This is a genomic window from Emticicia aquatilis (assembly GCF_014644295.1).
Classification (GTDB): domain Bacteria; phylum Bacteroidota; class Bacteroidia; order Cytophagales; family Spirosomataceae; genus Emticicia; species Emticicia aquatilis.
In genome coordinates this window covers 271,576-297,642 of the sequence record NZ_BMKK01000003.1, presented here as the reverse complement: position 1 = coordinate 297,642, position 26,067 = coordinate 271,576, and the positions used below count along the sequence as shown (strand labels likewise).

25 protein-coding genes are annotated in these 26,067 nt (G+C 36.1%); 17 read left to right on the top strand and 8 right to left on the bottom strand.

The genetic code is table 11. From position 1 onward, the window contains the following. Positions 1-52 precede the first annotated feature (52 nt). The 4 genes from IEX65_RS08655 to IEX65_RS08640 all read left to right on the top strand — a co-directional run bounded on the left by IEX65_RS08655 (position 53) and on the right by IEX65_RS08640 (position 5,985). Positions 53-1,897 (top strand): sensor histidine kinase, encoded by a 1,845-nt coding sequence (locus tag IEX65_RS08655; protein ID WP_188765649.1) that lies wholly within the window; start codon positions 53-55, stop codon positions 1,895-1,897. 84 nt (positions 1,898-1,981) lie between these two features. Continuing rightward, on the top strand, positions 1,982-2,611 hold the full coding sequence (locus IEX65_RS08650) for a response regulator (protein WP_188765648.1): 630 nt from the start codon (positions 1,982-1,984) through the stop codon (positions 2,609-2,611). A 12-nt stretch (positions 2,612-2,623) separates the two neighbouring features. Beyond that, entirely contained in the window at positions 2,624-3,577 is a 954-nt protein-coding gene (locus tag IEX65_RS08645) for a D-2-hydroxyacid dehydrogenase (protein WP_188765647.1), read from the top strand. A gap of 74 nt (positions 3,578-3,651) precedes the next feature. After that, the gene (locus IEX65_RS08640; protein WP_188765646.1) at positions 3,652-5,985 is read left to right on the top strand and encodes a DUF5916 domain-containing protein; all 2,334 of its coding nucleotides are present in this window, start codon (positions 3,652-3,654) and stop codon (positions 5,983-5,985) included. Between the two features lie 228 nt (positions 5,986-6,213). Here IEX65_RS08640 and IEX65_RS08635 read toward each other — a convergent pair whose 3' ends face one another. The 6 genes from IEX65_RS08635 to IEX65_RS08610 form a co-directional block, all read right to left on the bottom strand. Then, on the bottom strand, positions 6,214-7,542 hold the full coding sequence (locus IEX65_RS08635; protein ID WP_188765645.1) for a GntP family permease: 1,329 nt from the start codon (positions 7,540-7,542) through the stop codon (positions 6,214-6,216). Positions 7,543-7,786: 244 nt separating this feature from the next. After that, a complete protein-coding gene (locus IEX65_RS08630; RefSeq protein ID WP_188765644.1) occupies positions 7,787-9,136 on the bottom strand; it encodes a glutamine synthetase family protein in 1,350 nt (449 codons plus the stop codon). 102 nt (positions 9,137-9,238) lie between these two features. Continuing rightward, the gene (locus tag IEX65_RS08625) at positions 9,239-10,444 is read right to left on the bottom strand and encodes an ATP-grasp domain-containing protein (protein ID WP_188765643.1); all 1,206 of its coding nucleotides are present in this window, start codon (positions 10,442-10,444) and stop codon (positions 9,239-9,241) included. A 181-nt stretch (positions 10,445-10,625) separates the two neighbouring features. Beyond that, positions 10,626-11,069, bottom strand: coding sequence for a hypothetical protein (locus tag IEX65_RS08620; protein WP_188765642.1), 444 nt, complete (start codon positions 11,067-11,069; stop codon positions 10,626-10,628). A gap of 167 nt (positions 11,070-11,236) precedes the next feature. Then, positions 11,237-11,662, bottom strand: coding sequence for a DUF1573 domain-containing protein (locus tag IEX65_RS08615; protein WP_188765641.1), 426 nt, complete (start codon positions 11,660-11,662; stop codon positions 11,237-11,239). 159 nt (positions 11,663-11,821) lie between these two features. Next, the gene (locus IEX65_RS08610) at positions 11,822-12,217 is read right to left on the bottom strand and encodes a hypothetical protein (protein WP_188765640.1); all 396 of its coding nucleotides are present in this window, start codon (positions 12,215-12,217) and stop codon (positions 11,822-11,824) included. 139 nt (positions 12,218-12,356) lie between these two features. On the opposite strand from IEX65_RS08610, the gene IEX65_RS08605 reads away from it, so the two are divergent. From IEX65_RS08605 to IEX65_RS08545, 13 genes are all read left to right on the top strand, one after another. Next, entirely contained in the window at positions 12,357-12,689 is a 333-nt protein-coding gene (locus IEX65_RS08605) for a hypothetical protein (RefSeq protein WP_188765639.1), read from the top strand. A gap of 98 nt (positions 12,690-12,787) precedes the next feature. Next, positions 12,788-12,952, top strand: coding sequence for a hypothetical protein (locus tag IEX65_RS08600; RefSeq protein WP_188765638.1), 165 nt, complete (start codon positions 12,788-12,790; stop codon positions 12,950-12,952). Positions 12,953-13,611: 659 nt separating this feature from the next. After that, positions 13,612-14,232, top strand: coding sequence for a hypothetical protein (locus IEX65_RS08595; RefSeq protein ID WP_188765637.1), 621 nt, complete (start codon positions 13,612-13,614; stop codon positions 14,230-14,232). A 1-nt stretch (position 14,233) separates the two neighbouring features. Continuing rightward, positions 14,234-14,479 carry a hypothetical protein gene (locus IEX65_RS08590; RefSeq protein ID WP_188765636.1) on the top strand — a complete coding sequence of 82 codons (246 nt, stop codon included), beginning with the start codon at positions 14,234-14,236 and terminating at the stop codon, positions 14,477-14,479. Next, positions 14,476-14,838 carry a hypothetical protein gene (locus IEX65_RS08585; RefSeq protein WP_188765635.1) on the top strand — a complete coding sequence of 121 codons (363 nt, stop codon included), beginning with the start codon at positions 14,476-14,478 and terminating at the stop codon, positions 14,836-14,838. Before IEX65_RS08590 ends, IEX65_RS08585 begins: the two co-directional genes overlap by 4 nt. Then, entirely contained in the window at positions 14,810-15,025 is a 216-nt protein-coding gene (locus tag IEX65_RS08580) for a hypothetical protein (protein WP_188765634.1), read from the top strand. Before IEX65_RS08585 ends, IEX65_RS08580 begins: the two co-directional genes overlap by 29 nt. Continuing rightward, entirely contained in the window at positions 15,012-15,269 is a 258-nt protein-coding gene (locus IEX65_RS08575) for a hypothetical protein (RefSeq protein ID WP_188765633.1), read from the top strand. The genes IEX65_RS08580 and IEX65_RS08575 overlap by 14 nt, the downstream gene beginning before the upstream one ends. Continuing rightward, positions 15,253-15,543 carry a hypothetical protein gene (locus IEX65_RS08570; RefSeq protein ID WP_188765632.1) on the top strand — a complete coding sequence of 97 codons (291 nt, stop codon included), beginning with the start codon at positions 15,253-15,255 and terminating at the stop codon, positions 15,541-15,543. The genes IEX65_RS08575 and IEX65_RS08570 overlap by 17 nt, the downstream gene beginning before the upstream one ends. Then, positions 15,540-15,803 (top strand): hypothetical protein, encoded by a 264-nt coding sequence (locus tag IEX65_RS08565; protein WP_188765631.1) that lies wholly within the window; start codon positions 15,540-15,542, stop codon positions 15,801-15,803. The genes IEX65_RS08570 and IEX65_RS08565 overlap by 4 nt, the downstream gene beginning before the upstream one ends. 157 nt (positions 15,804-15,960) lie before the next feature. Next, a complete protein-coding gene (locus tag IEX65_RS08560; protein WP_188765630.1) occupies positions 15,961-16,764 on the top strand; it encodes a DNA cytosine methyltransferase in 804 nt (267 codons plus the stop codon). A 248-nt stretch (positions 16,765-17,012) separates the two neighbouring features. Then, positions 17,013-17,162 carry a hypothetical protein gene (locus IEX65_RS08555; RefSeq protein WP_188765629.1) on the top strand — a complete coding sequence of 50 codons (150 nt, stop codon included), beginning with the start codon at positions 17,013-17,015 and terminating at the stop codon, positions 17,160-17,162. After that, entirely contained in the window at positions 17,149-18,057 is a 909-nt protein-coding gene (locus IEX65_RS08550; protein WP_188765628.1) for an LPD1 domain-containing protein, read from the top strand. Before IEX65_RS08555 ends, IEX65_RS08550 begins: the two co-directional genes overlap by 14 nt. A 229-nt stretch (positions 18,058-18,286) precedes the next feature. Then, a complete protein-coding gene (locus IEX65_RS08545) occupies positions 18,287-22,327 on the top strand; it encodes a hypothetical protein (protein ID WP_188765627.1) in 4,041 nt (1,346 codons plus the stop codon). Positions 22,328-22,519: 192 nt separating this feature from the next. Here IEX65_RS08545 and IEX65_RS08540 read toward each other — a convergent pair whose 3' ends face one another. Together IEX65_RS08540 and IEX65_RS08535 are read right to left on the bottom strand one after the other, a co-directional pair. Continuing rightward, positions 22,520-24,538: a hypothetical protein gene (locus IEX65_RS08540; RefSeq protein WP_188765626.1), complete on the bottom strand. Its 2,019-nt coding sequence runs from the start codon at positions 24,536-24,538 to the stop codon at positions 22,520-22,522. 22 nt (positions 24,539-24,560) lie between these two features. Beyond that, positions 24,561-26,066 (bottom strand): sialate O-acetylesterase, encoded by a 1,506-nt coding sequence (locus IEX65_RS08535; RefSeq protein ID WP_188765625.1) that lies wholly within the window; start codon positions 26,064-26,066, stop codon positions 24,561-24,563. Position 26,067 lies beyond the last annotated feature (1 nt).

Here is a 26,067-nt window from a genome sequence, read left to right as displayed (position 1 = left end):
TGTATTTTTTAATTAATGCTGTTATTCTATTTTGCGAGTTGAAACCAAGTTGATGTTCAAAAAACTACTAAATATCTTTTTTGCGGTGCTAATTTCAAGTTCCGTACAATCGCAGGAAATAATCCGCTCGCTTGAATTAAAGCCCGAAGGAACGTTTTCTTTAAAGGGGTATTTGTATCATTTTGAAGATAAAACCAACCAACTTACTGAGCGAAACATCCAACAAAAAAACTTTGAATTACTGAAAAACGAAAAGGTAAATGTCGGTAATTCACCATCTAATCATTGGGTAAAGTTCAAATTGCAAAATACTGATGACCAAACAATTAACTATTTTATCGAAGTCGTAAATCCAAGAATTAATCATCTTGATATTTATGAATTTAGAACTGATTCACTCACGAAAAAAATACACACAGGCGATGCTCTAAAATTTGAGAGCAGAGGTTTCCCAAATCGAAATTTTGTTTGCCAGCTATCGCTCAAACCCAACGAAACGGCCATTTATTACATCATGGCCGAAAAACGCTATGAAGCTTTGACTTATAAAATTCAGCTTTGGCAAGCCGATAAATTTGAAGAAAATGACCGAAAAAGTTACCTAAATTGGGGAATTTTATTTGGCTTAACGCTGATTGTATTGCTACTCAATGCCGTAGTTTGGTTTGCCACCAAAGATATTGTTTACGGCTGGTTTATGATGATTATCCTCACGGGAGCTTTTCATATTGGGGCCGCCACTGGGCTGAGTTTTCAGTATTTATGGCCGAATTTTCCCGATATTAATGGTTATTATCCACAAACATTTTCATCGTGGCTCGTGGTATTATTTCAGTTGTATTTTATGCAACAATTCATCGGTCAAACTGCCCAAAATAGCCGTATTTTTCACTTCGTAAAAAAAATCCAATCGTTTATCATTGGCTCGCTGGTTATCAGTATCATCGTATTGATTTTAGACATAATTCCGCAGCATTTCTTCGGTATTATGCTCTTATTGTCACTTTTCTTCGACTTTATAGTCATTCCATTGGGCATTATTAGTGTTGTTGAACGTATCAAAAAACGTGAAAAAATCATACTTTTTTTAGCAGCCGTAACGCTTTTCAAATCATTAATTTTATTGATTTATCTCTTAAATGTGGCACTCAAACTCTTTGAATTTGATAGTTTATCGGTAGTTTTATACAATTTTCTATTCGATTTAATTATTCTTTCTTTGGGAGTTCTGTATTTTGGATTCAGTAAATTTCGCACGCAAAATGAAGAACTTTTGACCACACTTCACCAACACGAACAGGCACAGTCGCAGAAAATTATTGATGCTCTTGAAATCGAACGAAATCGGATTGCCGAAGACCTGTACGATGATGTCGGAGCGATTCTCTCGACGGCAATCGGTTATATTTCGAGTATCACGCGGAAAGCCGAAGTCAAAGAAAAATATCCGATAATTTCGGAAGCACGAAAACTTTTAGAGCGAGCAGTTGAAAACCTAAGAAACGTTTCGCACAACTTGATGCCTAAAAACTTTGCTCAATTAGGTTTATCAAAATCTCTCGCCGAAACCATTGATAAAGTATCCGAAACCAGCGATATTCATTTTGAATATGTGGTTGTTGGCAAAGAAAAAAGGTTGAGTTCGGCCGTAGAAATCCAGATTTTCAGAATCGCCTCCGAACTTATCAATGATATTTTAAAAAATTCGTTTGCCACAAATGCCACTTTACAATTGATTTATGATGAAGAAAAATTAACACTAATTTCGGAAGATGATGGTAGCGGAAAACCCATGTATAATAACCTCGAATCGAAAGTAAACTTTATCAACGGAACGCTCAATCTGGATGTAAATGATAGTGGTGTAACGGTAATTGTGGAGATACCTTTTAGTTAATAACTTTTAGCACTTATGCAACATAATTAATTGACTATAAATTAATTACAAACATTATCTATGATTTCAAATAGCCAATAAAACATGATAAAAATATTAATAGCCGACGACCACCAATTATTCAACGATGGAATCAAAATGATGCTTTCGCCCGAAGATAATATTCAAATAGTTGGACAAGTTTTTACTGGAAAAGACGTGATGGATGCCATTCATCGGCTATCTCCTAATGTGGTTTTGCTTGATATAAATATGCCGCATCTCAATGGTTTGGAAGTTGCGGCTCAAATCATGCAACATCATCCGAGCCTAAAAGTGATTATTCTGACGATGTATAACGACCGAAAATTTGTTGAAGACTGTCAGAAAATGGGCGTTCAGGGATATATTTTAAAAAACTCTGGCGTTGATGAAGTCATCATGGCGATTGAATCGGTGATGAGTGATAAAAAATATTATGACCCAAAACTCACCAAAAGCACCACAAATAACCAGCATACCGATGATTTTTTTATGAAACAATTTCAGCTAACTAAGCGAGAAATCGAAATCATTGGACTCATCGGAAAAAGCTATACAAATGAAGAAGTTGCCGATAAATTATTTCTAAGCATTGCCACCGTAAAAACTCATCGCAATAATATCAACTTAAAATTAGGCATCAATAAACCAGCCGATTTGGTTAAATTTGCCATTGAAAATGGATTATCTTAATCAACCTTAGCAATGAACATCGTTTTTCTTGATGCCTACACCCTAAATCCGCTCAATGATTTAGACCTTTCTATATTAAATACGCTCGGAAATATTACATTGTATGACCGCACTTCACCCGACCAAATTATTGAGCGAGCAAAAGATGCAGAAATAATACTGACCAATAAATGTCCGCTTAATGCACAGACTATCAGCCAATTACCCAATCTAAAATATATTGGAGTGGTAGCAACTGGCTATAATATCATTGACATTGAAGCGGCTAAGGCTCGTGGAATTATAGTAGCTAATGTGCGTGGATATAGCTCGGCATCGGTAGCTCAATTAGTGTTTTCGCTGATTTTAGGTTTTACGAATCGAGTAGCCGAACACGCCCAAAACATAGAAAATACATGGACTTCTTGCCCTGATTTTTGTTTTTATCATTCGCCTTTGGTCGAACTCGAAGGAAAAACTTTGGGCATCATAGGCTTGGGTGATATTGGCAAAAAAGTAGCCAATATTGGCTTAGGATTTGGCATGAAGGTTTTGGCAAACAAGCGTGATTTGACCTCGGGCGGGATGACCGATGTGCAACTTTGTAGCCAAGAACAAATATTTCAAGAATGCGATTTCATTTCACTACATTGCCCATTAACACATGATAATCAACAGTTTATCAACAAAGAAAGATTAACTTTAATGAAATCATCTGCGATTTTGATAAACACTTCAAGGGGTGGATTAATTCACGAACAAGACTTGGCTGATGCTCTCAATGCAGGCGTGATTGCAGGTGCTGGACTTGACGTGCTTTCAGTTGAGCCACCTATTAAAACCAATCCTTTATTGACAGCCAAAAACACCATTATTACACCACATATTGCGTGGGCAGGTGTAAATGCACGCAAAGAATTGTTGAAAGGTGTGGTAGAAAATATCGTGGCATTTCAGCAAGGAAAGACTCCAAAAGGAATGATTTAAAGCATTTTTGCAACTTTTTCGTACTTTTATGTGTCTGTTTTAAAAGCAACAAACTACAATTTCTAAAATTCTTTATGAAAAAACTTTACTTTACCGTAGGGGCAATCCTATTGGGAATGAACTTATTATTTGCTCAGGACTCAAAAACTCAGGACGAAGACAAATATAATATTCACATCAAAAAATCAACAACTCCCATCAAATTAGATGGGCTGCTCGACGAAGATTCTTGGAAAACTGCCGAAGTTGCCAAAAACTTCTTTCTGAATCGACCGTATGATTCTTCTTTTGCTCAACTTCAAACCGAAGTAAAAGTCCTTTTTGATGATAATTTTATTTACGTTGGTGCTGTCTGCTACGAACCCCGTAGCCTCTACACGGTTGCGTCATTGAAACGTGATTTTGAGGGAGGTACAAGCGATGTATTTACGGTCAATTTTGACACCTTCAAAGATAAACTCAATGGTTTTCAGTTTGCTACTAACCCTTACGGTGTGCAACGTGAAGGATTGATTTTTAACGGAGAAGAAACGTCTAACTTTTGGGATAATAAGTGGTACTCTCAGGTAAAACAGCACGATGATTTTTGGGTCGTAGAAATGGCGATTCCTTTTAAAACTTTACGCTATAAAGTAACTGAAGGACAAAATACTTGGCGTGTAAATTTTGGGAGGAATGTGCTGAAAAAAAATGAAATCTCGACTTGGCGACCAGTTCCACGTAATTTTAGACCAGCCAACTTGGCTTTTGCAGGAAACATGATTTGGGACGAAAACCCGCCAAAACCTGGGGCTAATGTTTCGTTGATTCCGTTTGTATCGGTGGCAACCGAAAAGGATTTTCCACGCAATGAAAGTGACTTAAAAGCCCTACCAACGACCTCTAATTTCCCTGCTGGTGTGGGCATGGACGCCAAAATTGCGGTCACACCATCACTAAATTTAGACTTAACAGTCAATCCCGATTTTTCACAAGTTGAAGTTGACAAACAAGTAACAAACCTCAGCCGTTTTGAACTATTTTTCCCCGAAAGACGTCAGTTTTTCCTTGAAAATAACGACCTTTTTGGCACATTTGGTTTTCCTGATACTCGTCCGTTTTTCTCACGTCGTATCGGTATTACTCGAAATCCAAATACAGGAAATACACAACGAGTACCGATTTTGGCAGGTGCAAGACTCAGCGGAAAACTCAACGACGATTGGCGAATTGGAGTAATGAATATGCAAACCCGCAAAGTAAATTTCGGTGAAGATAAATATTTACCAGCGGCCAATTATTCGGTGGCAGTTGTGCAACGAAAACTCTTGAATCGCTCTACGCTCGGAGGAATTTTTGTTAATAAAGAAAATGATTTCAGTAATCTAACCGCCGAACAAACGGCGGGTTACCGAAAATTTAATCGAGTCGGTGGATTAGAGTTTAATTATTACTCAAAAGATAGCCGTTTTCAGTCTGAAAGTTATTATCATCAATCTTTTTCGCCTGAAAACAAGAAAGATGCAGGAAGTGCCGCCCACTTTATGGGGTATAGCCATCCAAATGTTGAATTGAACTTAGGTGTGCAACGTATCGGCGAAAACTATCGTGCAGATGTGGGTTTTGTGCCACGTACGGGCATTTGGCAAATATACCGCCCAGCAAATATTATTCTGAATCCGAAATCGAAAAAAGTGGCCAAATACATCAATGCCTACGGAATCGGTACTGAAGGAAGTGACGTTTTCGACTTAAAAGGCAAACGTCTTGACGGAGAAACCAACGTTTTTCTTTTCGCTAATAATTCGGCTGGTTCGGAGGTGTATTTGGCAAAAGGCTGGAGTTTTACGCATTTATTTGCTTCTTTCGACCCCACCAATGCCAGCGATAATCCAAACCCTGATAACTTCAAAAATGTGGTTGAACTGCCTGTGGGAGATTATCGCTCAAACTTTATAAGTTTTGGTTATACAAGTAGTAATCGTAACGACCTCAATGGTTCATTTAGCTACACAAAAGGTGATTATTTTACGAATAAAGTCAAAGGAATTGAGGGAAAAAGCTTGTTTTTAGAAGGAAGCATCGGGTATCGTTATCAGCCTTACGGCGTTTTTGGCCTTGATTTTAACTATACCCAAATTGATATGTCGAAGCCATACAACAGTGTAAAATATTGGCTTGTCGGGCCTCGTGCTGAGTTGTCGTTCTCGAAAAGTGTATTTTTCAGTACGTTTTTTCAGTATAATACCCAAACCAACAATACGAATATCAACTCTCGTTTACAGTGGCGTTTCCGTCCTGTTTCAGATATTTTCTTGGTTTATACCGATAATTATTTTGCCGAAAGTATTCCGAATTATTATATCAAAGCATGGACTCCTAAAAACCGAGCATTGATTTTGAAAATGACTTATTGGTTGAATGTGTAGAAAAAAGATTTTAATTTGATAGTATAAAAGCTTCCATTTAGTGATGTTTTTTGTAATCTCGAAGAGATTAAACTTGAATAGCCGTAGGTGAAACCTATGGAAAATTGTGAGGTTTCTTTTAAGTTCAACCCTGTCAGGGTTAAACTTATTTCTCCACTAATCCGCAGGTTTCACCTACGGCTATTTATGTTCAACCACTTCGTGGTTTATTTTTAAAGATAATTAGACTCAAAATATCAAATATATCAAACAAACCACAATCAAGCTCACAATTCCTTGCAAGCCAGAAAGCAATGTGTGGGTGCGATAGGCATCTCGTTGGTTGAGGCCAGTAAACTGCGAAACCACCCAAAACCAAGCATCGTTGGCATGTGAAACGGTCATTGCTCCGCTACCAACGGCCATTACTAAAAGCGTAAGGTCGAGCGGTTCGGTGAAACCTACGGTGGTGGTGAGCGGTTCTAAAATGCCCGAAGTAAGCACCATCGAAGTGGTGGTTGAACCCTGTGCAGTTTTGAAAAATGCCGCCACCAAAAACGCAATCACCAAAAACATCACGCCCGATGTCTGATTGGCCAAAAGCCAATCGCTAATCATATCTTTTAGAGCAGTTTCTTTCAAAATCGCACCGAAAGCTCCCCCCGCTCCTACCAATACAAGCGTTGTACCGCAATGTTCAATTCCACTTTTAAAACAAGTCAACAATTTTTCAGCAGGTTTCTCAGGGAAAAGTGTGTAAGAAAACCCAATTGCCAATAAAAACGATACCAGTGGGCTTCCAAGAAAACTTAACCAATGCAAAACTTCTTCGCTGAAAACGTGTGAGATTTTGGCAAAAGATGCAAAAGCAATCAATAAAATCGGCAATAAAATTGGCATAAATGCTTTCCAAGCGGGCAAATTGTTGCTCTTTACTTCGCTGATTTCCAAATCGTTATCTTCGATTATTTCTACGTTTGTCGCAAATTTCTGAGCAAACCAAGTAGAGACAAATAAACTCGGAATCGAAACCACCAAACCAACCAAAATCACAAGTCCGACCGAATCAGTTAGATACAAATTTCCTGCCGCCGAAAGTGGGCCAGGCGTGGGTGGTACGAGCGTATGCGTAGCGAAAAGTCCACCCGAAAGAGCAATAGCAATCGTTCCGAGTGGCCGATTTACTTTTTTTGCTACGATTTTATTAAGTTTTGCTAAAATGATAAAACCCGAATCGCAAAAAACTGGAATACCGACAATCGCTCCAATGACCGACATCGCAAAGGCAGGATATTTTTCACCAAAAAGTTTCAGAATAACATCCGCAACTTTTATTGCTGCCCCTGATTTATCCAAAATAGCCCCAATCACGCAGCCCAAAATAACCATCAAGCCAATTTTCGACATCAATTCTCCGAAGCCTTTTCCGATTGTTTCGGCCAATTTATCAATCGGCAGACCTGCAAAAATACCAACGCCTAAAGCCGCCAAAAGTAAGCCCGCTAAAGGGTGAAGTTTGAACCAAGTAGAAGAAACAACAATGAAGGCTATCGCCAAAAATACAACAAGGATTATCATAGAATTAATGAGTGAATGAGAGAGTGAGAGAATGGGAGAATGAATGAGAAAATATTCGATTAGAACACCTATAACCATAAGTTAAGTAGAGAGATGAATTTATTTTAAATTTGAAATGGCTTAAATAATTGATAGTAAGCATTTTAAATTCGTCATTCGTAAATCTAAATTCGTCATTCTACTTAATTATAATCAAGCACTTGAATATTCACTCATTCTATCATTCAATATTCTATCATTGATTTTATACAATCTCAAAATAACGCTTCAACTCCCAATCGGTTACAACTTTGGCGTGTTGTCGCCATTCCCAATCACGGGTTTGGGTGAAATGCTGCACGAAATTTTCGCCGAAAAGTTCTTTAGCAATAGCCGAATTTTTCATGGCTTGCGTAGCTTCGTGTAAATTGCTTGGTAAAATTCCATTGCTGAGGTCACGGTAGCCATTGCCAACCGTAGCGGGTTGATTAAGTTTAAGCTGATGACGAATACCATACAATCCAGCTGCCAAACAAGCCGCCAATGCCAAATAAGGGTTGGTATCTGAGCCAACCACACGGGTTTCGAGGCGACACGATTTTTTACCTAAAGGCAAAGCTCGCAGAGCCACTGTTCGGTTATCGACCGCCCAAGTAAGCGTTGTTGGAGCCCAAGCACCTTCTACCAAACGCTTGTAGCTATTGATTGTCGGAGCAACCATTGGCAAAATATGCGGCAAACAATGCAACTGTCCAGCCATGTAGCTTTCCATCAATGAACTGATATGATTTGGAGCATTTTCATCATAAAAAAGATTGGTTTTCTCAGCAGAATCCCACAGACTTTGATGCACGTGACCGCTACAACCTGGGAGATTTTCATTGATTTTTGCCATGAAAGTTGCCATAATACCCAATTTATTGGCAATTTCTTTGACCGAAGTTTTGAATAAAATCGCTCTATCGGCAGCCGATAAAATATCTGAATAGGTAATTGCAGCCTCGTAAACTCCAGGCCCCGTTTCGGTGTGCAAACCTTCGAGTGGAATATCAAACTTGGTGAGTTGCTCGAAAATATTGGTCATAAAATCGTTGCGTAAACTACTGCGGAGCAACGAATAACCAAACATTCCTGGGGTAAGTGGCGTAAGATTCTGAAAGCCTTTCTCGTGAACAGAGGCTGGCGTTTCTTCAAAATTAAACCACTCGAATTCTTGCGAAAAGAAAGGCTTAAAGCCTTGTTTATCAGCATCTTCAATGACTCTTTTCAGTACATTTCTTGGACAAACTTCGGCAGCATCTTCAATAAATTCGGCTAAGAAAAACGGTATATCATTTTCCCACGGAATTTTCCGAAATGTACTTAAATCCAGCTTTGCTTTTGCATCAGGATAGCCCGAGTGCCAACCCGTAAAACTGGGGTTATCGTAGCAAACATCGGCCATATCCCAGCCAAAAACTACATCACAAAAACCCAAGTCGCCATCAAGTAGCGACATAAATTTTTGTTTGCTAATATATTTTCCACGTAAAACCCCATCAATATCAGCAATCGCCAATTTGACTTTGCCTGATGGATGAGTATTTACGTAATTGATGATTTCTTGTTGTGTCATTTCGATTTACGATTTAAGACGGGGTCGCCCGTGCGAGTACGAATTACGATTTATGGAATAGGATATTATTCGTAAATCCAAAATTGTAATTCGTAAATCAAATTAATGTACAGGTTTATCGGGAGCGGGAGCAGAAGCATGGTAGCCCAAATCTCGAATCATCATGGCATATTTTTCCATGAGTTCGATTACTTTTGCTCTACTTTTTGAACGTACGATAAGCCCAATATGATATTCTTCGTTCATTTTCCAAACAATTTCGGGGTCATTGAAAGGTGCGTAGTCGGGATGTTCCTGCGATGAAAGCGAAATCACGATTCCTGAATAATAATCCTCAACTGGTGGCAATTCATAAGCTCCTCCAATGGCTACTGAGGTTTCTATTTTAGCCCATTCTCTCCATAAATTTATTCCAGACGAATACTCAACCATTTCGGCCAAATTAGCCCCTCCTACGCGTGACGCTGTTTCGAGGAAATAAAATTTACCGTCTTCGTAACACTTAATCATTTCGGTATGCGAGGCACTCGATTTCATACCAAAAGCCCGCATCACATCCTCATTCATTTTCTTGAGAGCAGCATCATCTTCTGAACCATGCTCAACGGTAACCGAACGGAAGATTCCACCGCCATGAGCCACCTCAAAAGGTGTGTTTAGGTATTGGCTGCATCTCGTAAAAATTACTTTACCATTGAGCGTCAACGAATCTACGTGATATACATCGCCAGGTTTAAATTGCTCAATCAAGAAATTATGGCGTTCGCCGCCCAACGAATGTACGGTATCCCATGCTTCTTGGAAACTGTGTACCTTCTTGATTCCAGCAGCTGATGCTTCCGAACGAGGTTTTATCACCCACGGTGGAGAAGTACGTTGCAAATATTCAGTAATATCAATATCATGAAAAAGTGTGCTGAAAGGCGGAACAGCAATGCCAGCATCTTGTGCTTGCACACGCATGGCAAGTTTATCTCTGAAATAACGAGCAGTAGTTTGTCCCATTCCTGGAATACGGAAATGCTCACGCACCAGTGCAGCCTTCTCGACATCAAAGTCATCGAGTGCCACTACTCTATCAATCTTTTTGCTTCGCATCAAAGCTGCTAAGCCTACCAATATTTTTTGGTAAGTATCGAAAGTATTTTCTACATTATCTAAATAAAAAATCTCGTCGATTGACTCACGAGGCCATGCTTTATCTTGCAGTTTTTGGTTGGTCAGCAAATACACATTATTGCCTTCGGCCTTACAAGATTTCAGGAATTCGACGCCTTTGAAATAAGTACAGATACAAAGAAAATTCATAGGTTCAAGGGAATTGTTGATGGTTGACATATCTTCTAATACTCAAATATAAAAATTTGGTATTTATATTCAATGTTTGTCAAAAATAAAAAGCCCCAATCTCCAAAAAAGAATGGGGCTTCAGCATATTTATTAATCTTTCTACGACCAATAATAATATTTAAAAGTTAAAAAAGGTTGACTATACTCTTTTCGGAACAAGTGCAACCGAGAATGAATTTGTAGCAACAACGCTTCCTGTTGCGGTATCAGTTACCGTCATTTTTGCAGTATATATTCCATAAAGTCCTACACCTGCAAAATGGTATTTTCCGCTCAATTCAAGATTTTCGCCAACTGCCAAAACAGCCTTAGTATCAAATTTTATAATTTCAATCTTAACATTTACTGTCTGATTTTTATCGCAAGGTTTTACGGCATACGCAACATCAATCGTCGAAACACCTGTTTCGCCTGCACGATAATCACCTTTCACGGTATAGCTCGAAATTGGCGTACATGTACCACCACCAGCCAACTGATAGCTTTTTAATGGCTGCTCGCTCGACGATGGTTCAAGCTCAGTTTTTGAGCATGAAAAGAACAGTACATTTGCCACGATAAGGGCTAAAAATTTAGTCTTCATTTTTTACGGTTTTGTTTAGTAATTAAAAAAGGGGAAGGTCTAAAAGACTTAACAAGTACGCTGATGTTTTCGGAATGGTTGCGTAGCTAAAACTTTTTTAATCACCAACAAAAGAGCCTCCCGCAGTTTTGCGAGAGGCTCTTGTATAAAAACTAATCTTTTTCAGATTATGATTTTTTCTTAGCATTTGGCGATGCCGCTGGTGCTGCTGCTGGAGCAGGTGCAGAAGTTACTTCACCTTTGATAGTTAAGATAACTGATGAGTTTTCAGCGTTGCTTGATACAGTGATAGTTTTTGTAAAAGCACCTGGACGGCCAGAAGTGTTATATCCTACTTTGATTACTGATTTTCCACCTGGCATGATAGCGTCTTTCGAGAACTCAGGAGTTGTACAACCGCAAGATGCTTGTGCATTTGAGATAACAACTGGAGCTGTACCTGTATTTGTTACTTCAAAGTTATAAGTTGCCAATGGGCCTTCAGAAATTTTTCCGAAATCATGCACTTCTTTATTGAATTTCAATACTCCTTGTGCTTGGATTGATGCTACAAAAGCGAAAACAACTGCAATTGTTGAAATTAATTTTTTCATTGATTTAATTGATTTTAAGTTTTGAAATAAGATTTTGTTATTAGCAAAGCATATTGTTAATACAAATAAACATCATTATATATTTATATCCCAAATTTTTAACAAGTCATTAACAATTAATATGCCCAAAACCTTAATAATCAGCCACTTGTAAGTAAATTACTCACAAATGTTATTAGAAATGTTAGTAAAGCCAAAAAAATATAGGCTTGAAACACGTGGCAATCTAATAACATCAAGCTTTCCCAAATCAATTGTTAAGCCATTACTCATTAGAACTCTCCATAATTTTCTATTTTCTTCAAGAACATCTAAATATCTTTCTTGCAAAGACTTATCTTCGTTACTTGAAATTTCTTTTAAATTCTTTTGAAATTCTTCTGATGGCACTCCTAAAATCTTAGCGTAAGATTCTAATACTTCTTTATCTAAAACTGCCCTTTTTACGTCATAATCAACTGCTTGGGGAGTTTTTGATAACATTCTGGCAAGACTTGATTTATTAAAACCTTTTGTCTTTGCAATACTGAAAATGCTTTGTCCGTGATGTACCATAATACAATAAATTAAAATTTTTCTAATTTTATTTGTAATTTACTTTAAATTTATTTTACTTTGAATCGAAATCAAAACGATAACGAAACGAAATTAAAGTATATTGTTGAAATTTCATCATCTAACCGATAAAAAATTTATGTTACGGCTTGAAATTCCAATTTTACTGGCACTTTACGAATCAGTTGATTCGAGAAAGTTTGAAGTCAAAAAGTCGAAATTCATTTTTGACTGGAAAAAGATGAAGGAATTGGAAACAGGCAAGTTTCCAAAAACACGAGATAGAATTTATTCGATTCTGAAAGGTAAGGTTACAGCCGAAAAATATGAGTATAATTTTTTGAATCGAAGGATACAAGAAATGTGGTGTGAGGTTTTCGGAGAAAATAACTTACAAAGAGAGATTGACAATATTACAGCAGGTTTTGAGCCTTATAAATCAAGGACTTTAACCGAACAAGATTTTTCATAAAAGTTGTGTGGATTTATTAGACATGGATTCGGGGGCTTTGCCCCCACCATCCTTTTAAATTCAGAAAAATATAAAAATCCCCTTTTACCTCAATGTATATGAAAGTTGTTTTTTTTATTTCAAGATGGGACGAAGAAAAACGAGCATTTTTCTTGAATGAACGTAAGTATGACACCTACCAAGATGCAGAGCAGGATATTTTACAGAAAGCACCATTGGGAAGGTATCAGATTGAGAAAGTTTTTGTAAAAACTGGCGATTGAAACCCTAAATAACATGAAAAAGATTTTTATTGTCGGAGCGTGTTTTTTTGTTGCTGGCTTTATGTACGCCTTAGGACGTGCAAAGTCGAAAAACAGGCACTACGACGATTATCATATTGACTGTTAATTTAGTTAATTTTTTGGGTTGTAATTAGAAAGCACGAATTTATGTATCGGTTACATTCTTAACCAAGCCTATTTGGCCACACTGGAGCATTTAATTATTGACTATACCTAACTGTTTTCTTTATGTGCCAATTCCTTAGTATTCCGCCTTAATAACTAATAAATTCTTAGCAAAAAAGCAAGTTTTTTTAGTATTTTTTACTCCTTTTTTTAATTTTTCCTTATGCGTATTACTTCGCAAGCCCCTTAGAATCAAGTATTTATATTATCCCTGTGGTTGCTTAGCTATGGCCAATTCTCAGCACCCACACCCCAAATGTCGCACCCCTCGAAGAAGTGCGAGCGGATTTCTTTTTGCCTAATTTTTAGGCTTTTTTTTCCGCCCCCCTACCATGTTATTCGGTTAGGGTCGAAGTACCAAAAATTCTACTTCGTAGAATCGTTACTAACGTACCTGTCTCAATAGTACATAGAACGTTTCTGTAACGTTAGGAGAACCCAAATTTTTAACGAACTCAAAAAATTTAACAAAAATGTCAGAACGCAAATTCAAATTCGTAGGAGACCGTGAAAACGCAACTTATAGACACGAAATCTATCTAAATGATGGAAAAGTCGAAGTTTTGGATGGTTATTCAAAACATAAAAACCATGACGAGCCACTGGACAAAGAAAAGTGTTTAGTTGGCTATATCAGTCGAATTATTGCAAACGGATACCTGTCAAAAAGTCAGTATATGGTTTTCTATAAACATGGAAAAGCAGGAAAAGAAAACGATGAAATGTTGGTAGAGCTTCATTGTCAAGGTTACAAACTTCATGGTATTGCAGAAACAATGTTCGACTTAAAAAATTATCTACAACAAGTCTATACCAAAATTCACAAAGGCCAAAACTATACCGAAGTAAAGCCTATAACTGCAAAATCATTTAGCCCTGATTTATTCAAAATCAAAGGTCAGTTTAAAAACCAAGCCGAACTTGATAACTATTGCGAAGGCTTGAAAACCAAAGGTGTGCCATACGGTCGTGTTCAAGGCTTTTATTATGCTTACCTAAAAGTTCATCCGTTGAACTCCGTGAATGAAGCCAATGAGGTTAAAAACATTGAAAATTTGGTTAATTCAAATCTCGGCCACATGATTAGGCGATAATATGGAACAGAAACTTTTAATGCGATTGCTTGAGCAAATTTATATGCTCAACGACATGAAAGGTAAAAATCGGGCAGCCTTGAAAATGAATACTAAAGCAATTTACATCGCTATTTATTCTAATTTCTTTGATGATTTGGACATTTCCGAAACCATTCAAATAACGTTTTGTAAGTACAAAACCAATACTGAATTGAAAGAAGCTTATGACACTATTCTTTATTACATTTCTCAGAACTCAAAATGAAAAAGATAACAATAAAAATTTCGGTAGCTGAATTTTCGCAATTATATCACTATTGCCACATGATACATATCTATTTACAGGATACAAACTTGGATTATGTGAGTGATAGCCAAATGGTTTTAGGTGACTATTTCCATATTTTAAACCAAAAATCATACGTTTGGCATTTCAAAAATGAAGCAAAATTACACAGCCTTGAAATGCCACTTTCAACCGCTCGAATCATTGCAAAAGATTTATTGGGCAAAAAAATAAACTCCTTGCTACAAAGCATCCTTTCAAAGCTTGACCAGTGTTTAGTTAATCACAATTGTAATATTCAGATTCAAGATGGGACGCAAAACCAAGTATTCTGCTAAATCCGAACACAGGATTGAGATTAAGGCTACACAGATTCAGAAAGAAACACTTGAACATACGCAGTTGATTTGTAGAGCCAAAGGATTGCCACATACACAGCATGACGTTTTGATTGCTGGCCTTAATATGTACTATGACTATTTATTCAAAACTCACCCTAAAACAAGCAAAAATGAATCAATATAAAATAGTTTATCGCCACAATGGCGGTCGATTTCGAGTTTTTGTTGATGCTCAAACATTAGAAAAAGCCATTGCCGAATTTCGACGTAAATCTGCTTTTTCTTTGGTCTTGATTCAAGAGGTAGTTTTTGTAAAAGCCTATCCATTAGATGAAAAGGAGTGGGAGCAATTAAATAGATGGTTCATTAAAATATTTGGAGTATCGGTAAAACCTAAAATAAAAGAATCAAATGAACAAAAACTTTGAGACGGTCAAGATTAGGGAAATTGACCAAGAAACCAACGACATAATGAACGAAATCGGTAGAGAAAACAATCTACTTACTGGAAGTTCGATTGTGATTAAAGGCTTGAAAGAACGCCAATGGTTTAAGATGAAGTATGAAGCCGAACGAGACCAAAAAGCAATTGAACTTAATGAAGCAAAAACCAAAATCCGTCAACTGGAGAACAAAGTTTTAAAGTACCAACGTACGATTGAATCATTCAAAGAATTTCAACAAAATCTATCCGAATTATGAACTATATCTTGATTGCCAGCGATAAAAACCAAACTGATACGGTTTTACTCAAGCAAATATCAGAGGATTGTTGCTTGAAAATTACACAAGTTCAAAGTAAAAATAAGCCAATACCTCACTTTGAATTTACCTACGTAAAATGTTTAGAACACGAGTTCGATTCCATTTATAGCGTGATTTCAGACCTTGAAGAAGTCGAAAAGATAGAATCGCAAATGCTATCGGGTTTCAATTCTTTGTTTAGCCAATTCATTGTTTGATACCAAAATAAAAACGCTGACGCTCGGAGCATTGACGGCCAAAAAAAATATAAATCAAATTTGTTACCAAAAATCGCATTTGCAAGGGTTGGATTATTGAAAGCTTTGTGAATTTTGGTAACAAATTATAAAATGTGTTTCATCTAAATTTAAAGCCATGCAATTAGTTCTTTCAACATTTACAGGTATCGGGATGCTTGATGATGGATTCAAGAAAAACGGTTTTTGTGTGGTTAGTGCTGGCGATATTATCACTAATCAGCCGATACAAGATTTTAATGGTATTTTGGGCAAATTTGATGGCATCATAGGTGGTTCGCCCTGTCAAGGATTTAGCATAGTAAACCGTAGCAGAAACCAAAATACCGAATCAATCGAATTGTTTTTACAATTTGCTCGCATCGTAATAGAATGCCAACCAAAGTGGTTTTTACTCGAAAACGTGCCACAAGTACCCGATATTATCGTGGATGGCTACCACGTTCAACGATTCAACCTTAACCCCTTTGACATTGGTTTTTCACAAAATCGAAATCGAACATTCCAATTCGGTAGCAAAGAAGGCTTACTTCTGGAACTCCCACCAGTACGAAAATACAACGGCCAAAAACAAAATTGTGCGTTGGCTTGCGAAGGGAGAAAAGCCGAACGCAGAAACTTTGATGATTTTTGTAAGCTTCAAGGCTTTTCAGGTCCTCCGTTGCTTGAATCATTCCATAAAGCCGCAAAGTACAAAGCAGTTGGAAACGGAGTGCATTTAGGCGTTTCAAATGTGATTGCACGTGCTATCAAGAACGCTACCGAATCACAGAGTCGTACAATTTTTAACACTAAAACTTGCCCCTGTGGATGTGGTAGGGCTTTACAAGGTAAGCAGAAATCGGCTAACAATACTTGTAGAAAACGCCTAAGTGTGCGAAAGCTCAGCGAATTGACAAGCCTAAATTCACACCAAGTGTGAAGCAACTGTTCCAATTAAATAGGTTTTATTCACACCAAATGTGAGCAGTCGCCGATAGCTGAATGGTAAAAAATCACACCAAGTGTGAATGGCCGGCTAATCTGAATTTAGCCAAAATCACATTAAGTGTGAATACTCGATGCAGCTATAATTAATAAAAATCACACTTTCAAAATGTGCATTGACCTGGAGCATTAATAAGCATTTTTTCACAGTTAAATATTTTTTCACCAAAACCAAAAAGCAAAATGAAAGTTAGAAAACTAACACCAACGAAAGCCAAATTGCCCGATAATGAAAAGCTAATTGGCGGAGAAAACAACAAAACAACCGCTAACAACAATCTTAAAGCCATCGAAAAACAAGCACAAAATTTCCTCAAAAATGCAAAGAAGTAAAGTAATCCTAAATTCACCTAAAATTGCCATTGGCAGCCGTGCTGACAAATATTGGAGCGAAAACGGTTTCCTCGATTATTCAAAATTCATTCGCCCGAATCTTGACTTGCCAAAGTCACTTTCTTATGGCTCAAACCCCGATTTGTTACGTACCAAATTTGGAATTGCTGAAATTGGTTTCGGTAACTGGGTAACTAACGAAGATAGATTCAATTATGTGAATGGATTAATCATCAGCCTTTATGACCTCAATAAACTAATGAATATTGATTATTTCTTAGGTCTTGGGCTTTTATCGGTTTCATTTGGAGCAAGGGGGGCGGGTTCTGCTTTGGCTCACTACGAATCACAAACTAAAATAATCAACGTTACCCGATACCATCGTGGCGATGAAAGTAAATTGGCTCGGTTTGTGGCTACTGGTGGAATGGGGTCATTTGCTCACGAATACGGCCACTTTCTTGATTATGTAGGCGGTGAATACGTCTCACCACATCCACAAGTATTTGCCCTAACTGGTGGTCGTTCAGTATCTCGAAGTAGAATGCCTTGCAACGACAGGCAAAGACTAAGGGTTATTACCAACGATTTACTTGAAAAAATCATTTGGAAAGTACCCAACAAAACCCCTTCGGCCTATTATACCCGATTGGCTAAATTTATGATGGCTAATGGAATTGAAAGCGATTATTTGATTCGTAGGAATGAATTATTTGCACGATGGTTTGAAGCTTGGGTTTCGCTTAAACTTCGTTCGATGAACATTCAAAATAAACTATTATCACAAGCCAAATACAGCCCATTGATTTATCCCACAGAAAATGAAGTGCGTGAAGTAGATAAAATATTTCAAGACTTTATGAAAGAATTTAAGTCGGGGTATTTTATTGGATAAACAATATACATTTATGGGGCAATAAGTTTTTAGAATCTTATTACCCCATAAATGTTAATTACACTGATTAGGAACTATACCTGCTGCAACATACTAAAGCACACACCCTTTCGAGGTTATTTCTACACTCAAGATAACTCTACAATTTAACAATAATGGTTGCAATTGGAATAACAATAGAGTTAATTCGTGAATATATTCCGCAATTATAATAAACAAATTTAATCCAATGTCAGCTATATCAGCTCTTAAGGGGTATAGAACCCAATTCTTATATTCATTGCACTATATCTTATCCACCATTTCTAATGATTTCATTTATAGGTTAGAGGGAGAGGAAGATTTGGATATTTTAGATAACAATGGACAACTATTGTATGCTATACAGTTAAAAAACATAGAAGACCCTATAAGATTATCGGATATTCTTTTAACAAAAAAAACCTCATTCATTAAAAGGTTTTTGAATAACTACCGAGAGGCAACACCAATACTTGTGTCGTATGGGAAGATAAGTGAAAAGCTTAAAAACTGGAATAAAAATCAGAATATAATTAGTGAAACAGAAAAACCTATTTTAGAAAAACACAGAATAACCCAAGATGATTGGAAATTAATTAAGAATAAAATACAGTTTGTCGAAATCAATGAAGAGCTAATCGCAAACGAAGTTGAACAACTGATGAAAGCCAGCTTCACTGAAGTTGACCCGATACCAACCATCGGATTTCTATTGTATTGGTTACAGTTCATTGCTGAAAAACAACAACCAATTACGAAAAAAGATTTCTATAATAAAGTTCAGGACTTTGCAAGGTATTTAAGTGAGCGAATCGCCATACACAATCAATTTGGTGTAGTTCTAAAACCATTACATAAAATTTCAAGTAACGATGTAAATCTCCAATTATTAGAAAAAGAATTTTACAAAGCAACATTAACGAGATATGAACACATTATGTTAGGTCTTGATATTAGTAGAGAAAAGTATTTAGAAAAAATTAATGAAGAGTTACGAACGAATAATGTTTTAATGCTAAAAGGTGCATCTGGACAAGGAAAAACTGCACTGTTATACAGTTATGTACATAGGTACATAAATGATTGGTTTTCTTTTGAACTCAATATTCAACAAGACCCTATAGTCACTCAACAGTCTATCCAATCCATTGCCTCTATAAGTAAGAAATTAGAGATTCCTACAGTTTTTGTAATCAATGTAACACCGAATACTACAGAATGGCTTAAAGTAATAAAAGAATCAGCTCATTTAAAACATATCAAGTTTCTCATTGCAATTAGGAATGAGGATTGGTACAGAGCATCCGCAGTGGGCATTGAATTTGAGTATAATGAAATAGAACTATCTCTTACGAAAGATGAAGCAAAGACTGTTTACTTAAACCTAAATAAAAAAAATAAAGTAAACCACTTTACTGATTTTGAACAAGCATGGATTCAATTAGGTAATAATGCTCCTATGTTAGAATTTGTTTATTCAATTACACAAGGAGATTCCTTAGTTAATAAATTAAAACAACAGATACAGCAAATACAGTCAGAAAATAGCCCAAATGTAGCCCAACAAATTGAGTTTTTAAGAGTTGTAAGTCTTGCTGATTCATTTGGAGCAAAGATTGATGCTTCAAAACTAAATTCTAATATAAATTATCAGTATATAATTGAAAAATTAGAAAATGAATATCTGATTAAAAAGTCTTTGGACAAAAAGTACATTCAGGGGTTACACATTGTCCGCTCTCAAAAGTTGACCGAAATTTTGTTTGATGAATTTATTAATCATAAAGAAGATTACGCTTATAAAGTCATCCCATTATTAAGTGAACAAGATTTGTATTTGTTCCTTCTACAATTGTTCAATATTGAAATTCTAAAATCAGACACATTTATTCAAAAATTAAATGAATATATTTCTGTAGAAAATTGGGCGACATACTCATCAATAGTAAAAGCTTTTATATGGCTTGGAACAAAAAAATATGTTGAAACTAATCGTGGGCTATTCGATGAATGTAGAAAAACTTGTGGTGCAGCTTGGATGTTTTTTATTGATTTTATGTTTTCAAGTAATTTTGATAAAAAAAGAATATTAGATATTCTTCAGGTTGATGATATTATTATAGAAAAAATAGATGAAATTAATAAGAAAGTTTCTGCAAAGGAAAATGTTTTCAATTTAGCAACTATAGTAATTAATAAACTTCATTTTCCGAATAAAACTCCCTTGACAATATTTGAATGGAAATCATTTGGTGAAGCGTTATTTTGGTTGAAAAATATACCTAATGAAAAAAACGATATTGAAACTTTTGCTGAAGAAAAATTTGAAAAAGCCTTTCAAATTATGGATAGTCTGAGTCTATCTAAATTGATGTTGGGAATGTTCTATTACTCTTCTCAATTGGATAACATAAGAAAGAAAAATATTGAACAATTTATAAAGAAAATAAAAGAAGAGTTTGACATAGTACATATTAACTTTCAAGGAGAAGAAATCACAGTTTACTACATTATTGATATTATCAAGAATGAGGAATTAAGAGCAAGCAATGATTTTGTAGTAAATATTTTAGATATAATCAGAACAGCTCTTCCAGATAAGAAAAAATACTGCTCACAAGGCTATGGTCATCGCTTACAAACATTGGCAGTGGATTATGACGATACACATAAAACGATACCCATTGACAATTTACCATTAGAAGAATGGGTTAATATTAATGCTTGTATAATAAAACTTTATAATTACCCCAATAGACCTGAAGATTGGAAAGAGTACTTAGCTCTCTTAAATCATTGGGAAAGTCTAATAAAAGAAAAGCTAAATGAATTTAACAATTCGTTTGCAAAGCTTTTTGCAGACAGTAAAACTTATAAGCCTGTAATTCCCGTTATGAACAATGCTTTATTTAAGTTTCCTGAAGAAGTTATGCAGCCAAAATCCATTACTGATTCTTTAGGAATATATAATGACAATAATATTATTAAAAATCAAATGCGTGGAGAGGAAGTGATAAATAATAAACTAAAATCTAAATATAAACTCTTCTTTGATAAGTATTCAAATTTTAAAAGTAAAATTGAAACTTTTATTAGTCAATCAGCTCAAACCCTGTATTCAAGAATAAAATTACAAACAGAAAAAGAACATATTCACAATGAAAACATAGAGAGATTATCACAAATCAATCTATATGATGCAATTGATAGTCTTACCGAGTATAATATTCAATATAAAATTGTTTTGGGAAATATTGACCCTTTTCATAATTCAAAAATTGTGACAAAATCCATCTATACTACAGCTATTATTTGGAAAGATTTCTTGAACAACAAAAAAGCAGACCATTCATTGAACAGATTATTGAATTTAAAGTCTGATTTTGAAAACAGAATACTGAAAGAGTTCAAACAAGCTTCTAAGTCTGATTACTTTACCATAAAATATTTTAATCATAAAATTACAGAGGGCAAACCAATATTTATAATTGAAGGCCAAAGCCCTATCTATTCACTTTTGGGGCTTAAAGAAGCTTATAATATTTTGCATCAAGCTATTGATAATCCAGCATACACAAGTTTAAAGTACTTAATGTTAAAAATATGGTTTCCAAAATTTTACTTTATTCAAACAGTTCAAAATAAAACATTAAACAATAATTGGAATGAGTTCAATCTTTATAAAATAAACGATAAAATCTTTGAAGAATTATCTATCATCAATTCACTTCCACAGCCTATTGATGATGAAGTTTGTAAAAGATTCAATATAGATACTTGGGCGAAAATATATCCTGACTTTAATAAAATCCATAATGCAACCGAGGCTTATGGAAAATTACTTTTCTTGGTTGACCATTTCTATGACTTGAGGTTATTTGATGAGATTGAACTTTCGGATGTTGATAAAAATATGTTACAACAACATTTGAATAAATTAAGTTTAGAATTGCAGCAGTCCTTTCAAACGGTAGTAGAGTCATTATCCTATTGGTTAAAAATGTTTCCGTTTGATGAAGAAAGCTATATTCAAAGTGAGGAAGAGCAAGAGTATTTCAAAGCGATGCTTAATGTAAGTAATAATATTTTCCCCCAATCTAAAGACGATGAAGAAAATTATCAATTTAGTTTTAATATTAAAATTATTACTAAATGGAAAGAGCAACTTAAAGTATGTACAGAGAGTTGGGGAATATTTATATTACTACTATATGGTAAATATATAGTTAAATCCAATAAAATCTCATAACATTTCATCGGATAAAGTAAGACCGCCTACCAAATCAATATGGTAGGCGGCTTTGCTTTTGGGTGTCAAAATTTTAAAGAAAATAAAATCTGAAGAAAAATTTTGTTAAATTTTGGTATCAAAAAAAATCTTCAGTAGAGCTGCTCCGTCGTCCATCAGCTCGGCAACACTAAAATTTTGGTATCAAAATGATTACAATCGGTTTGAATTTGTTCCGTTTGCAGTTGAAAGCATAAAAAAGTCAAATAATTGTACATCTTCTACTCTAAAAATTTTAGTGATTGAAAAGCCATCAAGCGAATAAGTTTTAACAAGTGAACCTTCATTGATAATGTTCACATTGACAGCCGTTGTGGTAGGATTCAAAATTTCCATCATTTCTAACACCGAAGTATCGTAATAAAGGTTAATTGTAGGAATACCGCCAGCGATGTATTGAGCATCAATAGATACATGAACTAAAACATTTTTTATGTTGAGAGGAACTGTAAAAACTTGGTCACGCAAAATTTGCGTCATTGATGTTGCTCCCCCTAATGCTCCTAAATCGTCCCATACCCCAGATTGAGAATACGCATCCTGTGCCGAAGTAAATTTCCAGTAGTGACCAGTTGATGTATTAATATACAAATCTCCTGTTTTGGCATCGGTAAAAGTCAAATGGTCAGTTCCTGTTTTGATTCTCGTTCCACTTCTTAGGTCTGTTTTTGTAAACCAATACCCATCCACAGGTGCAGTAAAATTTTGAATAGCAAAAAAATCGCCCGACTTTGCCTGTGCCAACTGCGAAGGCAAATCCATATTTGTAGGAATATAACTGATACCACCTTGCAACTTTTTTAAACAAAGAAATGTAGTTGTAGATGCTATTGTCGTATCTCGAAAACTAATCTGTGTTATTGCAGAATCAGCAGGAATGACCAAATATTTACCTAATTGAGCATTAGACAAATAAACTGTGCCTGCACCTGTTAAAATCTCAACTGCATCTTTGCCGTTTGTACCCTTTAGATTGCCTTTCGTTAGAAAAACAACATTGGCTAAAACAACTCCCTGTGTTCCTTGCTGTGAATTTTGAATTAAAAATTGTGCAGCTGTCATATTTGATTTTTCATACAAAACACCTGTTGTTGTATTAAACATCAAATCGCCATTTTGGTAAATTTGTACATCTGCCGAGTTCGATGGTAAAGCAGATACAGTGTAAATTTTTGTGCCGTTTTGGCCTTTCAAACTATACACAGAGACCGAACCATCAACTTTAAAACTAACCACTGAAACCGATTTTTGCGAACAAATAACACTTTGTGTACCATTTGCATTTAAAATTGTGACATTAGTGTTTTGGTCATTTATTACAATTATAGAACCATCATAGTTGTCTATTTCTTGCATGGTTGAAAGCCCACATTGTGCCATTATGACAATGGTTTTTCCCATATCATTTTGTAACAAATCATAATTGCCAATTACTTGGTAATTAGATAAGATTCTAACAGCACTTTCTCCATCATTGCCATCCATGCCATCAGTACCGTTTACACCATTAGTGCCGTTAGTTCCGTTTGTACCTCTCAAAGAACCTAAAGCGTACCAGTAGCCTAATGTATAATCTTCGGGGAGTTCTCCAGGTACATTGCCAGGAATGTATTCGGTTGCACTTCTTTCGTACATCCCAAATGTATTTTTATTGATGTACAAAGTACCAACAGGCGGCAAAGTTTGAACAACGTTTGACGGGTGTCCATTGCCACTAATAATTCCGTCCCCTTTATCTCCTTTGTCTCCAGTTGCCCCCTTTAGGTTGCCTTTTCTAATCCAAATGGAATTGGGCAATACAAGACCTTGTAAACCTGCTGCGTAAAATTGGGCTTGAGTAATACCCGAACGTTGGTAAAGTGTTCCGCTTGTGGCATTCAAGTACAAATCTCCAACCTTACTGCTGATTGCATCAGTCGGGTCTGTATCTCGCACTATTACGGAATCACCTGCTGGTCCTGCCTGTCCTTGATTACCTTGCGGCCCTTGTGGGCCTTGTTGGCCGTCACTTCCTTTTAGTGCCGTTAAAACATCTTGGTCAGCCAAAAAAGCCGCTTTGATAGCTTGAATATCCGTTGGATTAGTAGTAGTATCATTTGGGAACGGATTATAATTGGCATTTGCTTCGCTTTGCAGTGGTACTACTGCCACTTTTTTTGTAAGTCCTATCATTTTGGTTGTGTGTATTTAGATTTTAGTTCATTGAAACTTTGACTTTATATGCTCCTGCTACCGCAAAAAGTGTTTTCACGTACAACGTGTTTTTGCCAGTTAAAACCCCTGTGGCTGTTGTGATAACATTATAGCTTTGCCCGCCATTTACTGAGCGACTATAAACCAAATCATTACCCGATTTTTCAATCTTAATTTTATCGCCCGAACCTGCCAAACCTGCTGGAGTAGCAGCGTAACCACCAATTGGTGTAAAAAGCGAACCTTCGTACTGATATACCCCTGCCAAAAATACTTTTCCTGTTATCCATGCAAAATCATCCGCTTGATTTTCATCTAAGTAAACTACTGTTGCGTTGCTATCGCTCACTGTGGTAGGTATATCTACAATAATCGAAAACGGTTGTTGTGCATTGATGGTCTGCGTTGCACGTCCACCCGATGGTGTATTGTTGCCTACACATTCAATATATCCATTTAACTCTCGTGCGTTTACGAAATTACCCCAAGTTAATAGTCCACTCGAATTGCTTCCACTTGAATTGCCTTGATTGCCCGAATTACTTGAATTGCTTGAATTATTTGTGTTCGGAATCATATTTATATGTTCAAATAAAGCACGGTTTTGATTAATGGCATATTCTTTTGCGATTCTGTTAATATGCGGAATCATCCTTGAAAAAAGAGTTCTAAAACCGTTATAACTCCAATGGTTTTCATCTCGTAAGGCTGCATCCGTAGCACTGATGGCAATATTAAGGCTATTGACCTGCTCTATTTCATCAAGTTTTGCATTGTAGCCACTGTACGGATTCATAAACTTGGTTAACAAGATTGGACAAAAACCAACTTTTGAACGTAATTTTTGCAAATGTGCCAATGTATCTGCTTTCCAACTCTCGGCTGAGTAAGCCGCAAGGGCATCATTAATGCCTTGCGAATAAATCAAAAAGATGTAAGGTGTTTTGCCTTGTTCTTTCAGTAAATTCAAAGCGGCTTGAACCCTTTGTTTATAGGTATTGAAATATTGACCACCTTCAACCCATTCCGAAATACGACTTCCGCCCTGTCCAGTTTTTACAATGAATGTTTCGGAAAAATTCAATGCACTGTCTCTTACTGCATTGGCAATTGGCAGTTCAAAACCATGAGTTAAACCGTTCGATAATCCTGTATGTGCCAATAAATTATTAACTCCAATATTTAGGTTTTCAAAAGCCAAAGTTGTGTTGTTAAGTATCTTTACTTCACTTCTTAGCCCAATTTCATTGGTGGGTGCTTCCGAGTTTAAAGCGTAGCCACCCGAATTGCTCTCTCCCGATATAATAAACAAAGCTACCTTTGTAAGCTCAGTTTCGGGTGTCGATGGTGATGGAGATTGATTAGAAAACCTTTCGTCAGCAAGAATAAAATTCTTGATAGATTGTAAATCATAGTTGCTACTATTCGCATTACTTGCCGCTCCAGTCATGTGAGGGTCTAAAATTTCTTGATAACCCTTATTAGGTTGTGTGTTACCGTTTATCATT

Excerpts from the sequence above, each read along its gene's own strand:
- IEX65_RS08570 (WP_188765632.1), top strand. The coding sequence starts at position 15,253 with ATGAACAAAAACTTTGAGACGGTCAAGATTAGGGAAATTGACCAAGAA.
- IEX65_RS08565 (WP_188765631.1), top strand. The coding sequence starts at position 15,540 with ATGAACTATATCTTGATTGCCAGCGATAAAAACCAAACTGATACGGTT.
- IEX65_RS08655 (WP_188765649.1), top strand. The coding sequence starts at position 53 with ATGTTCAAAAAACTACTAAATATCTTTTTTGCGGTGCTAATTTCAAGT.
- IEX65_RS08600 (WP_188765638.1), top strand. The coding sequence starts at position 12,788 with ATGAAAGTTGTTTTTTTTATTTCAAGATGGGACGAAGAAAAACGAGCA.
- IEX65_RS08645 (WP_188765647.1), top strand. The coding sequence starts at position 2,624 with ATGAACATCGTTTTTCTTGATGCCTACACCCTAAATCCGCTCAATGAT.
- IEX65_RS08535 (WP_188765625.1), bottom strand. The coding sequence starts at position 26,066 with ATGATAAACGGTAACACACAACCTAATAAGGGTTATCAAGAAATTTTA.
- IEX65_RS08585 (WP_188765635.1), top strand. The coding sequence starts at position 14,476 with ATGAAAAAGATAACAATAAAAATTTCGGTAGCTGAATTTTCGCAATTA.
- IEX65_RS08590 (WP_188765636.1), top strand. The coding sequence starts at position 14,234 with ATGGAACAGAAACTTTTAATGCGATTGCTTGAGCAAATTTATATGCTC.
- IEX65_RS08615 (WP_188765641.1), bottom strand. The coding sequence starts at position 11,662 with ATGAAAAAATTAATTTCAACAATTGCAGTTGTTTTCGCTTTTGTAGCA.
- IEX65_RS08650 (WP_188765648.1), top strand. The coding sequence starts at position 1,982 with ATGATAAAAATATTAATAGCCGACGACCACCAATTATTCAACGATGGA.
- IEX65_RS08640 (WP_188765646.1), top strand. The coding sequence starts at position 3,652 with ATGAAAAAACTTTACTTTACCGTAGGGGCAATCCTATTGGGAATGAAC.
- IEX65_RS08545 (WP_188765627.1), top strand. The coding sequence starts at position 18,287 with ATGTCAGCTATATCAGCTCTTAAGGGGTATAGAACCCAATTCTTATAT.
- IEX65_RS08620 (WP_188765642.1), bottom strand. The coding sequence starts at position 11,069 with ATGAAGACTAAATTTTTAGCCCTTATCGTGGCAAATGTACTGTTCTTT.
- IEX65_RS08605 (WP_188765639.1), top strand. The coding sequence starts at position 12,357 with ATGTTACGGCTTGAAATTCCAATTTTACTGGCACTTTACGAATCAGTT.
- IEX65_RS08575 (WP_188765633.1), top strand. The coding sequence starts at position 15,012 with ATGAATCAATATAAAATAGTTTATCGCCACAATGGCGGTCGATTTCGA.
- IEX65_RS08595 (WP_188765637.1), top strand. The coding sequence starts at position 13,612 with ATGTCAGAACGCAAATTCAAATTCGTAGGAGACCGTGAAAACGCAACT.
- IEX65_RS08560 (WP_188765630.1), top strand. The coding sequence starts at position 15,961 with ATGCAATTAGTTCTTTCAACATTTACAGGTATCGGGATGCTTGATGAT.
- IEX65_RS08555 (WP_188765629.1), top strand. The coding sequence starts at position 17,013 with ATGAAAGTTAGAAAACTAACACCAACGAAAGCCAAATTGCCCGATAAT.
- IEX65_RS08580 (WP_188765634.1), top strand. The coding sequence starts at position 14,810 with ATGGGACGCAAAACCAAGTATTCTGCTAAATCCGAACACAGGATTGAG.
- IEX65_RS08550 (WP_188765628.1), top strand. The coding sequence starts at position 17,149 with ATGCAAAGAAGTAAAGTAATCCTAAATTCACCTAAAATTGCCATTGGC.
- IEX65_RS08635 (WP_188765645.1), bottom strand. The coding sequence starts at position 7,542 with ATGATAATCCTTGTTGTATTTTTGGCGATAGCCTTCATTGTTGTTTCT.
- IEX65_RS08625 (WP_188765643.1), bottom strand. The coding sequence starts at position 10,444 with ATGAATTTTCTTTGTATCTGTACTTATTTCAAAGGCGTCGAATTCCTG.
- IEX65_RS08540 (WP_188765626.1), bottom strand. The coding sequence starts at position 24,538 with ATGATAGGACTTACAAAAAAAGTGGCAGTAGTACCACTGCAAAGCGAA.
- IEX65_RS08630 (WP_188765644.1), bottom strand. The coding sequence starts at position 9,136 with ATGACACAACAAGAAATCATCAATTACGTAAATACTCATCCATCAGGC.
- IEX65_RS08610 (WP_188765640.1), bottom strand. The coding sequence starts at position 12,217 with ATGGTACATCACGGACAAAGCATTTTCAGTATTGCAAAGACAAAAGGT.